Source organism: Streptomyces tateyamensis, assembly GCF_003205575.1.
In the GTDB taxonomy this organism is placed as follows: Bacteria; Actinomycetota; Actinomycetes; order Streptomycetales; family Streptomycetaceae; genus Kitasatospora; species Kitasatospora tateyamensis.
In genome coordinates, this window is record NZ_PYBW01000053.1 from 103,584 (window position 1) to 115,210 (window position 11,627).

General features: G+C 75.5%; 14 protein-coding genes. 11 read left to right on the forward strand and 3 right to left on the reverse strand.

Translation table 11 applies throughout. The features are described from left to right. Nucleotides 1-9 precede the first annotated feature (9 nt). From C7C46_RS17155 to C7C46_RS17180, 6 genes are all read left to right on the forward strand, one after another. The gene (locus C7C46_RS17155) at nt 10-378 is read left to right on the forward strand and encodes a holo-ACP synthase (protein WP_110670559.1); all 369 of its coding nucleotides are present in this window, start codon (nt 10-12) and stop codon (nt 376-378) included. A gap of 49 nt (nt 379-427) precedes the next feature. Continuing rightward, nucleotides 428-1,852, forward strand: coding sequence for an NAD(P)H-hydrate dehydratase (locus tag C7C46_RS17160; protein ID WP_110670561.1), 1,425 nt, complete (start codon nt 428-430; stop codon nt 1,850-1,852). Between the two features lie 87 nt (nt 1,853-1,939). Beyond that, complete coding sequence (gene alr, locus C7C46_RS17165; RefSeq protein WP_181442394.1) at nt 1,940-3,130, forward strand: alanine racemase; 1,191 nt, start codon at nt 1,940-1,942, stop codon at nt 3,128-3,130. Further along, nucleotides 3,127-4,437 (forward strand): alpha/beta fold hydrolase, encoded by a 1,311-nt coding sequence (locus tag C7C46_RS17170; protein WP_110670565.1) that lies wholly within the window; start codon nt 3,127-3,129, stop codon nt 4,435-4,437. Before alr ends, C7C46_RS17170 begins: the two co-directional genes overlap by 4 nt. A gap of 78 nt (nt 4,438-4,515) precedes the next feature. Further along, nucleotides 4,516-5,013 (forward strand): tRNA (adenosine(37)-N6)-threonylcarbamoyltransferase complex ATPase subunit type 1 TsaE, encoded by a 498-nt coding sequence (gene tsaE, locus C7C46_RS17175; protein ID WP_110670567.1) that lies wholly within the window; start codon nt 4,516-4,518, stop codon nt 5,011-5,013. A 102-nt stretch (nt 5,014-5,115) separates the two neighbouring features. Next, nucleotides 5,116-5,346, forward strand: a complete 231-nt coding sequence (locus C7C46_RS17180) for a hypothetical protein (RefSeq protein WP_110670569.1) — start codon at nt 5,116-5,118, stop codon at nt 5,344-5,346. Here the strand turns inward: C7C46_RS17180 and C7C46_RS17185 are convergent. After that, nucleotides 5,292-5,837: a L,D-transpeptidase gene (locus tag C7C46_RS17185; protein ID WP_181442395.1), complete on the reverse strand. Its 546-nt coding sequence runs from the start codon at nt 5,835-5,837 to the stop codon at nt 5,292-5,294. The genes C7C46_RS17180 and C7C46_RS17185 overlap by 55 nt on opposite strands. Before the next feature lie 160 nt (nt 5,838-5,997). Here C7C46_RS17185 and tsaB point away from each other — a divergent pair, with 160 nt between their 5' ends. Genes tsaB through C7C46_RS17210 form a run of 5 tightly spaced genes read left to right on the forward strand, consistent with a single transcriptional unit; the run spans nt 5,998 to nt 9,412 of the window. Beyond that, nucleotides 5,998-6,651: a tRNA (adenosine(37)-N6)-threonylcarbamoyltransferase complex dimerization subunit type 1 TsaB gene (gene tsaB, locus C7C46_RS17190; protein ID WP_110670572.1), complete on the forward strand. Its 654-nt coding sequence runs from the start codon at nt 5,998-6,000 to the stop codon at nt 6,649-6,651. A 17-nt stretch (nt 6,652-6,668) separates the two neighbouring features. After that, on the forward strand, nt 6,669-7,139 hold the full coding sequence (rimI, locus tag C7C46_RS17195) for a ribosomal protein S18-alanine N-acetyltransferase (RefSeq protein ID WP_110670756.1): 471 nt from the start codon (nt 6,669-6,671) through the stop codon (nt 7,137-7,139). Further along, the gene (tsaD, locus tag C7C46_RS17200; protein ID WP_110670574.1) at nt 7,132-8,223 is read left to right on the forward strand and encodes a tRNA (adenosine(37)-N6)-threonylcarbamoyltransferase complex transferase subunit TsaD; all 1,092 of its coding nucleotides are present in this window, start codon (nt 7,132-7,134) and stop codon (nt 8,221-8,223) included. The genes rimI and tsaD overlap by 8 nt, the downstream gene beginning before the upstream one ends. Further along, nucleotides 8,220-8,486 carry a hypothetical protein gene (locus C7C46_RS17205; RefSeq protein WP_110670576.1) on the forward strand — a complete coding sequence of 89 codons (267 nt, stop codon included), beginning with the start codon at nt 8,220-8,222 and terminating at the stop codon, nt 8,484-8,486. The genes tsaD and C7C46_RS17205 overlap by 4 nt, the downstream gene beginning before the upstream one ends. Then, entirely contained in the window at nt 8,483-9,412 is a 930-nt protein-coding gene (locus C7C46_RS17210) for a polysaccharide deacetylase family protein (RefSeq protein WP_245984466.1), read from the forward strand. Before C7C46_RS17205 ends, C7C46_RS17210 begins: the two co-directional genes overlap by 4 nt. A 3-nt stretch (nt 9,413-9,415) precedes the next feature. Here C7C46_RS17210 and C7C46_RS17215 read toward each other — a convergent pair whose 3' ends face one another. Both C7C46_RS17215 and C7C46_RS17220 read right to left on the reverse strand, forming a co-directional pair. Continuing rightward, nucleotides 9,416-10,498 carry a WD40 repeat domain-containing protein gene (locus C7C46_RS17215; RefSeq protein WP_110670578.1) on the reverse strand — a complete coding sequence of 361 codons (1,083 nt, stop codon included), beginning with the start codon at nt 10,496-10,498 and terminating at the stop codon, nt 9,416-9,418. Nucleotides 10,499-10,510: 12 nt separating this feature from the next. Then, nucleotides 10,511-11,605 carry a YncE family protein gene (locus C7C46_RS17220; RefSeq protein ID WP_110670581.1) on the reverse strand — a complete coding sequence of 365 codons (1,095 nt, stop codon included), beginning with the start codon at nt 11,603-11,605 and terminating at the stop codon, nt 10,511-10,513. Nucleotides 11,606-11,627 lie beyond the last annotated feature (22 nt).

Sequence of the window (11,627 nt, forward strand, 5' to 3'; positions counted from 1 at the left end):
CGTGGGCGGGTGATCATCGGAGTGGGAATCGACGTGGCCGCCATCGAGCGCTTCGAGCAGACGGTGGCGCGCACACCGGGCATCCTGGACCGGGTCTTCACCCAGGCCGAGCTGCTGCTCCCCTCGGGGGAGCGGCGCTCGGCCGCCTCGCTGGCCGCGCGGTTCGCGGCCAAGGAGGCGCTGGCCAAGGCGCTGGGGGCACCGGCCGGGCTGGAGTGGCACGACGCCGAGGTGCGCACCGAGGAGTCCGGGCGACCGGTGCTGGAGGTGCGCGGGACGGTCGCGGCCCGGGGGGCGGAGCTGGGGGTGCGGGCCTGGCACCTGTCGCTGAGCCACGACGCGGGGGTGGCGTCGGCAGTGGTGATCGCGGAGGGCTAGCCGGGCGGGCCTGTCGTGGTGGGCGCGTTCCTGGGGCAGGATCAGCGGTATGCGTGAAGCCCACACCGTGGCACAGGTCCGTGCCGCCGAAGCCGCCCTGGCCGGACAGCCCCTGATGGACCGTGCGGTGGCCGGCCTCGCCGCCACCTGCGCCCGGCTGCTGGCCCGCCGCCGCGGACGGGTCTACGGAGCCCGGGTGCTGGTGCTGGCCGGCAGCGGGGACAACGGGGGTGACGCCCTGTTCGCCGGAGCCGCGCTGGCCCGGCGCGGCGCCGCCGTCACCGCCGTGCTGCTCGCCCCCGAGCGGGCCCATCCGGGCGCGCTCGCGGCGCTGCGGGCCACGGGCAGTCAGCTGACCGCTGATCAGGACGTCGGCCTGGCCGACTTCCGGCGCGCGGACCTGATCCTGGACGGGATCGTCGGCATCGGTGGACGCGGCGGACTGCGCCCGGCGGCCCAGCCGTACGCGCGGGCCGGGCGCCGCGGCCTGCTGGTCGCGGTGGACCTGCCCAGCGGGGTGGACGCGGACACCGGCGAGGTGGCCGGCGAGGCGTTGCGGGCGGACGTGACGGTGACCTTCGGCACCCACAAGCCGGGCCTGCTGATCGACCCGGGAGCCGAGTACGCGGGCACCGTGCAGCTGGTGCCGATCGGGCTGCGGCCGCCGGCGGCCCCGGTGCAGGCGCTGCAGCACGCGGACGTGGCGGCGCTGCTGCCCCGGCCCGGGGCGGAGAGCGACAAGTACCGGCGCGGCGTGCTGGGGGTGCTGGCCGGCTCCGAGCGGTACCCCGGGGCCGCGCTGCTGGCGGTGGCGGGCGCGCTGCACGGCGGGGTCGGCGCGGTGCGCTACCAGGGGCGGCCCGGCGAGGAGGTGGTGCGCCGGCACCCCGAGGTGCTGCTCACCCCGGGGCGGGTGCAGGCCTGGGTGGTCGGGCCGGGCAGCGGGGACGAGGCGCCCGGCGCGCTGGCGGACGCACTGGCCGACGAGGTCCCGGTGCTGGTGGACGCGGACGGGCTGACCGAGCTGGCGCGACTGGGACCGGGCGCGCTCGCCGGACGCGCCGCCCCGACCCTGCTCACCCCGCACACCGGGGAGGCGGCGCGGCTGCTCGGCGGCGGGGTGACGGCCCAACAGGTCGCCGGGGCGCGGCTCCACCGGGCCCGGGAGCTGGCGGAGCGGTACGGGGCGGTGGTGCTGCTCAAGGGGTCGACCACGGTGGTCGCCCGACCGGACGGAGCTGTGCGGGTGAACCCGACCGGCACGGCGTGGCTGGCCACCGCGGGCAGCGGCGACGTGCTCGCGGGGTTCACCGGGGCGCTGCTGGCGGCGGGGCTGGGGGCCTTCGACGCCGCCTCGGCCGGGGCGTACCTGCACGGGGTGGCCGGCCGGATCGCGGCGGCGGATGCGCCGGTCACGGCGGGCGAGGTGGCCCAGGCGCTGCCGGCCGCCTGGCGCGAGGTGTGCGGGGTCTGAGGAGGCGGTGCGGGGGAGCGGGGCACACCCGGCGCCGGGGGGGGATGGTGCGGCGGGTCCATGCGTCGGGATGGGAGACTGAGCATGATGACAACTGCGAAGACGCCCGGGACCGCCATGCTCGCCGAAGGACAGCGTGCCGAGGCGACCATCGACCTGGCCGCCCTGCGCGGCAACCTCGCCGCCCTGCGCGAGCGGGTGGTGAGCGCCGACCTGATGGCCGTCGTCAAGGCCGACGCCTACGGCCACGGCGCGCTGCCGTGCGCGCTCGAGGCACTGGCCGCGGGCGTCGGCTGGCTCGGGGTGGCCACCCCGGAGGAGGCACTGGCGCTGCGGGCGGCCGGCATCGCCCCGGAGCAGGCGCGGATCCTGTGCTGGCTGTGGACCCCCGGCGGTCCGTGGGCGCAGGCGCTGCGGGCCGGGGTGGACATCTCGGTCAGCGGCCAGTGGGCGCTCGACGAACTGCTCGCCGCGGTGCGGGTCACCGGCGTCCCGGCCCGGGTGCACCTGAAGGCCGACACCGGCCTGGGCCGCAACGGTGCCCAGCCGCACGACTGGCCCGACCTGGTGGACGCCGCGCTGCGGGCCCAGGCGGCCGGCCTGCTGACCGTGGTCGGCCTCTGGTCGCACTTCGCCGCCGCGGACGAGCCGGGCCACCCCTCGATCCAGGCCCAGCAGGACGCCTTCGCCACCGCGCTGGCCTACGCCGAGCGGGCCGGGGTGCGCCCCGAGGTGCGGCATCTGGCCAACTCGCCTGCCACCCTGCTGCTGCCCGGCGCCCACTACGACCTGGTCCGCACCGGGCTGGCCATGTACGGGCTCTCCCCGGTGCCCCAGGTCGGCGCCCCGGCGGACTTCGGCCTGCGCCCGGTGATGTCGCTCCGCGCCCGCCTCGCCCTGGTCAAGCAGGTGCCCGGCGGACACGGCGTCAGCTACGGCCACCACTACGTCACCGCGGGCGAGACCACCCTGGGCCTGGTCCCGATCGGCTACGCGGACGGCGTCCCGCGGCACGCCAGCGGCACCGCGCCGGTGCAGATCGCCGGCAAGTGGCGCACGGTGGCCGGCCGGGTCGCGATGGACCAGTTCGTGGTGGACCTGGGCGGTGACACCCCGCCGGTCGGCGAGGAGGTGCTGCTGTTCGGCAACGGCGAGCGCGGCGAGCCCACCGCCGAGGACTGGGGCCGGGCCTGCGGCACCATCTCCTACGAGATCGTCACCCGGATCGGTGCCCGGGTGCCGCGCCGCTACCTGGGCGCCAGCGGAGCACTGCGGTGACCGAGGCCGCTCCCGCCGGCTCGCGCCGGGCCGGCCTGATCGGGCTCTCGGTCGGCGTGCTGGCCGCGGGCGCGGCCGCGGGCGTGGCGATCGAGCGGCTCACCCTGGGCCGGGCCCGCCGCCGGGCCCGCGAGGAACTGGACGCCGCGGCCCCGTTCGGCTCGCTGCGCGGCCGGCCGAGCACGGTGGCGGCCGCCGACGGCACTGAGCTGTACGTGGAGGTGGACGGCCCTTCCCCGGCCTTCGGCCGGGAGGGTCCCCGTGGCGGCGGCCCGGCGGGGGGCGAGCGGCACGGCTGGTTCGCCAGGCGCCCGCAGGGCCCGGCTGCCGCGGGCGACCGCAGCGCGGTGCCCGCGCTACTGGCGGGCCGCGCCGAGCGCGCCCCGCTGCAGTTCACCCCGGTGGCGGCCGGCCCGGAGCCGCTCACCGTGGTCTTCTGCCACGGCTACTGCCTGAGCCAGGACAGCTTCCACTTCCAGCGGGCGGCGCTGCGCGGCTCGCTGCGCCTGGTCTTCTGGGACCAGCGCAGCCACGGCCGCTCCGAGCGGTCCCGCTCCTACCTGGCCGGTCGTCCGGCCAGTGTGGACGAGCTGGGCGGCGACCTGAAGGCGGTGCTGGACGCGGTGGCGCCGAGCGGGCCGATCGTGCTGGTCGGGCACTCGATGGGCGGGATGACCGTGATGGCGCTGGCCGAGCAGCACCCCGAGCTGTTCCGCCGGGGGAGGGTGGTGGGCGTGGCGCTGCTCGGGACCTCGGCCGGTGACTGGGACTCGGTGGACCTGGGCCTGCCGCCGGTCGGGATGAAGCTCTGGCGCCGGGTCGGGCCCGGGGTGGTGAAACTGCTGGGCAGTCAGGTCGGCTGGGTGGAGGCCACCCGCAAGTTCGGCGCGGACGTGGCCGCGGTCTTCTACCGCCGGTTCTCCTTCGGCAACGGCGGGCGCGACGTGGACCCGGCGGTGGCCCGGTTCGCCGAGCAGCTGCTGGACGCCACCCCGATCGACGTGGTGGCCGAGTTCTACCCGGTGTTCGCCGCGCACGAGAAGGCCGCCGCGCTGGCCGTGCTGGCCGAGCTGCCGGTGCTGGTGATGGCCGGCGCCGAGGACCTGCTCACCCCGGCGGCGCACAGCGAGGCGATCGCCCGGGCGCTGCCCGACGCCGAACTGGAGCTGCTGCCCGCCACCGGCCACCTGCTCCAGCTGGAGCGCCCGGCCGAGGTGAACCGGCGACTGGCCGAGCTGCTCTGCCGCAGCGGCTGCGAGGTGCCGCAGTACGTGCGGGACCTGGCGACCGGGGAGCCGACCGGCTGAGGGCCGGTGCCGCGGTGCGCCGCGGCCGCCGTTTGTGGCACCGTTGGCGGCGACCGACCGCCACAGACAGGGGATCCCATGGGCGCCCAGACCACTCTCACCGTCGCCTCGCCGCAGGCGATGACCGGCCTCGGCCTGCGGCTGGCCGCGCTGTTGCGGGCAGGGGACTTGGTCCTGCTGTCAGGGGAGTTGGGGGCCGGGAAGACCACGTTGACCCGCGGGCTGGGGGAGGGGCTCGGGGTGCGCGGCGCCGTCACCTCGCCGACCTTCGTGATCGCCCGGGTGCACCCCTCGCTGGTGGCCGGCCCGGCGCTGGTGCACGTGGACGCCTACCGGCTGGGCGGCGGGCTGGACGAGATGGAGGACCTCGACCTGGACGTCTCGCTGCCGGAGTCGGTGGTGGTGGTCGAGTGGGGCGAGGGCAAGGTCGAGGAGCTGTCGCAGGACCGGCTGGAGGTGCGGATCGAGCGGGCGCTGGGCGGCACCGACCCGCAGGACGACAGCGACCCGCGCCAGGTGCGGCTGACCGGTCTGGGGCCGCGCTGGGCCGCGGTGGACCTGGGCGCGCTCGCCTGACGGCGGGTTACCGACACCATGTCGGGAACCTGTTGCGGGGCCACCCCCGGGCGTGATGGGATGGAGGCCGGAAGTTAGGGGTACCTAACTAGGGAGTCCGCCATGACGCCGAGCAACACCCCGGTCCAGCCGCGCCCGAGCCGCGCCGTCGAGGAGCCCGTCGTGGGGGACACCCCGGGCGAAGCCCTGGGGAGGGTCCCGATGAGCCGGCTGCTGGCCTCCTGCGCCGCCGCGGCCGCCGTCTGCACCCCGCCGGCGCGCGCTGCCGCGGCCCGCGATCAGGCCACCACCAGCACCCGGGTGCCGGCCGGGGCGAAGTCCCAGAGGGTCTGAGCGTCCTGCCGGGTCTCCCGGATGCCGCCGGTCTTCGCGTTCGGGTCGGCCGCCGGGGTGGCGCCGTCCACCGCCGCGCTGAAGCCGAAGACGGTGCCGCTCTGCTGGGTGAACCGGACCACGTGCTCGACCTGGCGCCCGTCCGTCCCGGCCGAGGTGGCCGAGCGGCTGTACACGGTGTAGCTGCCCGGGTTCGGGCTGACCGAGCCCGGCTCGACGGTGAAGGCCGCCACCAGCTGCGGGTTCTTCTTCGGGTCGACCAGCCAGACCTGCCTGGCGCCGATCGAGTAGACCACCCGCCGGGTGCTGCCGGTGGCCCCGGCGGCGGGCAGCGGGGCCAGGCTCGGGGCGGCCGAGGCGCTCGGCGAGGGCGCCGCGGTGGCACTGGCGGAGGCGACGGGCCGGGCGGCGGCCACGGCCGGACCGGTGCCCTCGGCCTGCACCGCGAGCAGCGCGACCACCGCGAGCGCGCCCAGCGTCAGTGCGCCCACCGTGACTCCAGGGCTGATCCTCGCCACCGTGCGCTCCCGTCCTCCACAGGGTCTGTGCGCCCCATCGTGCCAGGTTCCGCGGGGCCGGTCGGGACACTGCGAACGCGTGTTCCGCACCGGGACAAATAGCCGACCCGGGCGACCCTCTAACCTTGACCCCGTGCTGCTGCTCGCGTTCGACACCGCTACCCCCGCCGTCACCGCCGCCGTCCACGACGGCACCGCCGTGCTGGCCGAGACCTACCAGGTCGACGCCCGACGGCACGGCGAACTGCTGCTGCCCGCGATCGGCCGGGTGCTGGCCGAGGCCGGCGTGGCCAAGCAGGAGCTGACCGCGATCGCGGTCGGCGTCGGCCCGGGCCCCTACACCGGCCTTCGGGTCGGCCTGGTCACCGCCGCCGCGCTCGGCCACGCGCTCGGCCTGCCGGTGCACGGCGTCTGCACCCTGGACGCGATCGCCCACCAGGCCCGCGCCGAGGGGCTCACCGGCCCGTTCACCGCCGCCACCGACGCGCGCCGCAAGGAGGTCTACTGGGCCGACTACGACGCCGACGGCCGCCGCACCGCCGGGCCGTCGGTGGACCGCCCGGGCGACCTGGCGCAGCGTCAGGTCTCGGTCGGCGCCGGTGCGCTGCTCTACCCCGAGGCGTTCCCCGGGGCGCACGGCCCGGAGCACCTGTCGGCCGGCGCGCTGGCCGACTTCGCGGCCACCGAGCTGGCGGCCGGCCGGGAGCTGCTGGAGAACCGCCCGCTCTACCTGCGCCGACCGGACGCCCAGGTGCCGGCCGGCTACAAGGCGGTGCTGCCGGCGTGAAGGCCGCGCTGCGTCCGATGCGCTGGTGGGACATCGAGCCGGTGATGGAGCTGGAGCACCAGCTCTTCCCGGAGGACGCCTGGTCGCGCGGCATGTACTGGTCCGAGCTGGCCGACACGCACGCCCACGGCACCCGCCACTACACCGTGGCCACCACCCCCGAGGGGGAGATCGCCGGCTACGCCGGGCTGATGGCGGTCGGCCTGGAGAGCGACGTGCAGACCATCGCGGTGGCCGAGCGCTGGCAGGGCCACGGCCTGGGCACCGTGCTGCTGACCGACCTGGTCCGGGAGTCGGTGCGGCGCGGCTGCACCGAGCTGCTGCTGGAGGTGCGGGTGGACAACCTCCGCGCCCAGCGGCTCTACGAGCGGCACGGCTTCGCCCCGGTCGGCGTGCGCCGCGGCTACTACCAGCCGGCCGGCGTCGACGCGCTGGTGATGCGACTGGACCACCCCACGACGAACAACCCCGAGGAAGACCATGGCTGACGAACCGCTCGTCCTGGGCATCGAGACCTCCTGCGACGAGACCGGCGTCGGCATCGTGCGCGGCACCACCCTGCTGGCCGACGCGGTGGCCTCCAGCGTCAACGACCACGCCCGGTTCGGCGGCGTGGTCCCGGAGATCGCCAGCCGGGCCCACCTGGAGGCGATGGTCCCCACCATCCAGCGGGCGCTGGACACCGCCGGGATCAAGGCGAGCGACCTGGACGGCATCTCGGTCACCGCGGGCCCGGGCCTGGCCGGTGCGCTGCTGGTCGGGGTGAGCGCGGCCAAGGCCTACGCCTGGGCGCTGGACAAGCCGCTGTACGGGGTCAACCACCTCGCCTCGCACATCTGCGTGGACCAGCTGGAGCACGGCCGGCTGCCCGAGCCGACGATGGCGCTGCTGGTCTCCGGCGGCCACTCCTCGCTGCTGCTGACCGCCGACATCACCACCGACGTGCGCCCGCTCGGTGCGACCATCGACGACGCGGCCGGCGAGGCCTTCGACAAGGTGGCCCGGGTGCTGGGTCTGGGCTTCCCGGGCGGCCCGGTGGTGGACCGCAGGGCCCGCGAGGGCGACCGCAAGGCGATCCACTTCCCGCGCGGCCTGACCGGCCCCAAGGACCCGGAGTTCGACTTCTCCTTCTCCGGCCTGAAGACCGCGGTGGCCCGCTGGGTGGAGGCCAAGCGCCGGGCCGGCGAGGAGGTGCCGGTGGCGGACGTGGCGGCCTCGTTCCAGGAGGCGGTCACCGACGTGCTCACCCGCAAGGCGGTCAAGGCCTGCCAGCAGCACGGGGTGGACCACCTGATGATCGGCGGTGGGGTGGCGGCCAACTCCCGGCTGCGCGCCATGGCCGAGCAGCGCTGCGAGCGGGCCGGGATCCGGCTGCGGGTGCCGCGCCCGGGCCTGTGCACGGACAACGGTGCGATGGTGGCCGCGCTCGGCGCCGAGATGGTCTGGCGCAACCGGGCGCCCTCGGCGCTGGACCTGTCGGCCGACTCCTCGCTGCCGCTGACCGAGGTCTCGGTCCCCGGCCACCAGCACGGCGACGTGCACGGCGAGGCCTACCGGGCGCTCGGCTCGTGACCGAGGCGCTGATGTGGGAGGCCCGCGCGGCGGCCGGGCGCGGCGCTGAGCTGCTCGACTGGGCCCGCGAGCACGCCCTGCCGGCGCTGGCCGGGGCCGAGCGGGCCGAGCTGTTCAGCGCAGCCGGCGAGAGGGTGCTGGTGATCGGCTGGTGGTCGGGCGAGCCGGTCCCGGTGCCCGACCCGCCGGCCGACCTGCTGGCCCGGCCGGTCCATCGCTGGGCCTTCCACAGCGAGTCGGTAGTCTCTTGCAGGACCGCTTGACCGACCGCACCGGGGAGCCGCACGCCGTGAAGACGACCACCAGGACCCGCACGGCGGCCACCGCGGCCGGCGTCCTCGCGCTGCTGCTGGCGGTCGGCGGTTGCGGCAGCAGCGGCACCGGCTCCTCGAACGCAGGCCAGCCCCCCGTGCCGACCGGCACGGCAGGTGACGCGCCGTCGGCCGCCCCGTCCTCGGCCGCCCCGTCGGGCCCGGCGGCCGGCGGCGCCGACGCGGCGGCCTGGGCGAAGTGGAACCTCAAGCCGCTGCCGGCCGCGCCCGCGGCGCCGGCCGACAAGCCGGTCAAGCTCGCCAAGACCGGCACGGTCCCGGTGATCGACCACATCCAGACCACCGACAAGGTCGTCTTCATCACCATCGACGACGGGGCCGAGAAGGACCCCAAGTTCGTCCAGATGCTGACCGACCTCAAGGTCCCGATCACCATGTTCCTGACCAAGGACATCATCAAGAGCGACTACGGCTACTTCAAGCCGCTGCAGGCGCTGGGCAACTCGATCCAGAACCACACCGTCACCCACCCGGTGATGAGCAAGCTGAGCGCGGACAAGCAGAAGAGCGAGATCTGCGAGGACCAGTCGACGCTCACCCAGCAGTACGGCACCGCCCCCTTCCTGTTCCGGCCGCCGTTCGGCGACGGCGCCCACACGCCCACGCTGAACCAGTCGGTGCAGCAGTGCGGCCCGCGGGCGATCGTGCTGTGGAAGGAGTCGATGCAGATCCACGACATGCAGTACCAGGGCGCCAAGACCCTCCAGCCGGGCGACATCATCCTGGCCCACTTCCGCGGCCCGGGTGAGCTCAAGGGCGAGACCATGACCCAGATGTTCGGCGAGCTGCTCAGCCGGATCCAGGAGCAGGGTTTCGCGGTCGCCCGGCTGGACGACTACGTCCAGGCCCCCAGCTGACCGTCAGTAGTCGATGATCTGCAGGTTGCCGGTGGTCCCTACGGTCCCGCCCAGGTACACGGTGTGGCCGTCGGGGCCGAGCGCCATCGCGTTCAGGTAGTCCTGGTCGGTGGCGATGGTCTGCGCGGTCAGTGCGGCACCGGTGCCGGCGTTGTAGACCAGCACCTCGCCGCCGTTGGAGCTGTCGTTGTCGGCCAGGTAGAGCTTGGTGCCGTCGGCGCTGACCCGCGGGGCGCGCAGGTCGGAGACGGGCAGCGCGAGGTTCCTGACCACGGTGTCGGTACCCGGGTCGATCACCGCGCCCTTGCCGTTGACGGTGCCGTTGACCGCGAACAGCCGGCTGCCGTTCGGGGCGAAGGCCAGCTGGTAGAAGTTCGCCGTCCCGGTGCCCGGCACGGTGCCGACCACGGTCGGCACGGCGCTCGCGGTGCTCAGGTGCACCACGCCGGCCACGGTGCCGGCGTACAGGTCGTGGCTGCCAGGGCGCACGGCCAGGTCGCCCAGCTCGGTCGCGGCCACCTGCACCGCGCCGGTGAAGGTGCGGGTGGCGGTGTCGAAGGCCAGCACCTGGCCCTGGCCGTTCTGGCGGTAGGTCTGCGGGCCGTCCTGGGCCAGGTACAGGGTCGAGCCGTCCTGGCTGAGCGCCAGGCCCTCGGTGGCGCCCACGGACCAGCCGGCGGGCCGCGCCTGGTCGGGCAGCGGGTAGCTGCCGACCAGGGTGAGCGCGGCGGTGTCCACCACGCTGAGGGTGTGCCCGTGCAGCACGTACAGCCGCGAGCCGTCGGCGGTCAGGGCCAGGAAGCTGATCCAGGTGTCGGTGCCCAGGCCGAGCCGGCCGACCACGGCGTCGCTGCCGGTGTTCACCACCTTCAGCGCCAGGCCGCCGCCGCTCTGCTGCGAGACCACGTAGGCCCGGGTGCCGTCCGGGCTGACCGCCGGCACCGCGCCGCCGCTGCCGACCGCGATCACGGCCTCGGAGCCGGTGGCCGGCGCGGCTGCCGCCGCACCGCCCGCCGCCAGCGCCAGCAGGGCCGCGGCCGAGGCCGCTGCGGTGGTCCAACGGGCCTTGTTCACAAAAGACTTCATGTTTCCCCCTGGTCAGAAGTCGAAGATCTGCAGGCCGGAGCCGTTGTCGTCCATGCCGGTGGCGTACATCGTCTCGCCGTCCGGGCCGATCGCCAGGCCGTCGAAGGTGGACAGGTCGAAGCCGTGGACGTCCTCGGCGGGCACCTCGCGGCCGGTGGCGGTGTCGAACGCGAGCACCGCCGGGTCGTCGGCCGGGTAGCCGTCGGTCACGTAGAGCCGGGTGCCGTCGGCGGAGACCACCGGGTTGCCCAGCTGCGAGTAGCCGCTGGTCAGGGCCAGGCGGGCGGTCACCGTGTCGTGGTCCAGGTCGACCCGCAGGCCGGTGCCGTCGGCCACGTCGTTGACGGCGTACAGCGCGCCGCCGCCCGGGGTCAGCGCCAGGCCGTCCATGTGGGCGCTGTCCGGCACGGTGGCCGCCACGGTGGGCGCCGCGGCGGTGGTCAGCGCCAGGTGGACGATGCCGACCTCGGTGGAGACGTAGGCGCTGCGCCCGCCCGGGCGGACCACCAGCGAGAGCGCCTGGCCGCCGGGCAGCACCGCGCTGCCGGTGACGGCCAGGTGGACGGTGTCCACGGCCCACACCCGGCCCTGGGTGGGCGCGGAGGTGCCCGGTGCCGGGCCGTCCTGGGCGACGTAGACCGTCGAGCCGTTGACCGCCAGGGCGCCGGTCACGCCCGGACCCCAGCCGGTCGGCCGCGGCTCGTCCGGCAGGGTCACCGTGCTGACCACCCGGTGCCGGGCGGTGTCGATCACCGACAGGGTCTGCCCGTTGACCACGTACAGCCGGCTGCCGTCGGCGCTGAGCGCCGGGCGCTGGCGGCTGTGGTAGCTCAGGCCGAGGTCGACGGTGGCGACCGTGCGGTCCTTGACGGTGTTCACCACGTGGACCCGCAGGTGCAGGTCGGTGTCGTCGGCGACCGCGTAGGCGCGGCTGCCGTCCGGGCTGAGCAGCGGGCCGCCGGGCTCCAGGCCCATGGTCCCGAGCTCGACCAGGCCCTCGGTGCCGGCCACCGGAGCGGCCTGGGCGACCGCCGCCGAAACCCCCAGCAGCGCCCCGGCAGTTGCCAGTGCGGTCGCCCAACGGGCCACCGTGCCAACCGACTTCATATCTTTCCCCTCCCCAGGTGAA

What these genes read in the sequence shown, in the direction of transcription:
- C7C46_RS17160 (WP_110670561.1), top strand. Translation starts at nt 428, where the DNA reads ATGCGTGAAGCCCACACCGTGGCACAGGTCCGTGCCGCCGAAGCCGCC.
- alr (WP_181442394.1), top strand. Translation starts at nt 1,940, where the DNA reads ATGACAACTGCGAAGACGCCCGGGACCGCCATGCTCGCCGAAGGACAG.
- tsaE (WP_110670567.1), top strand. Translation starts at nt 4,516, where the DNA reads ATGGGCGCCCAGACCACTCTCACCGTCGCCTCGCCGCAGGCGATGACC.
- C7C46_RS17180 (WP_110670569.1), top strand. Translation starts at nt 5,116, where the DNA reads ATGACGCCGAGCAACACCCCGGTCCAGCCGCGCCCGAGCCGCGCCGTC.
- rimI (WP_110670756.1), top strand. Translation starts at nt 6,669, where the DNA reads ATGCGCTGGTGGGACATCGAGCCGGTGATGGAGCTGGAGCACCAGCTC.
- tsaD (WP_110670574.1), top strand. Translation starts at nt 7,132, where the DNA reads ATGGCTGACGAACCGCTCGTCCTGGGCATCGAGACCTCCTGCGACGAG.
- C7C46_RS17215 (WP_110670578.1), bottom strand. Translation starts at nt 10,498, where the DNA reads ATGAAGTCTTTTGTGAACAAGGCCCGTTGGACCACCGCAGCGGCCTCG.
- C7C46_RS17220 (WP_110670581.1), bottom strand. Translation starts at nt 11,605, where the DNA reads ATGAAGTCGGTTGGCACGGTGGCCCGTTGGGCGACCGCACTGGCAACT.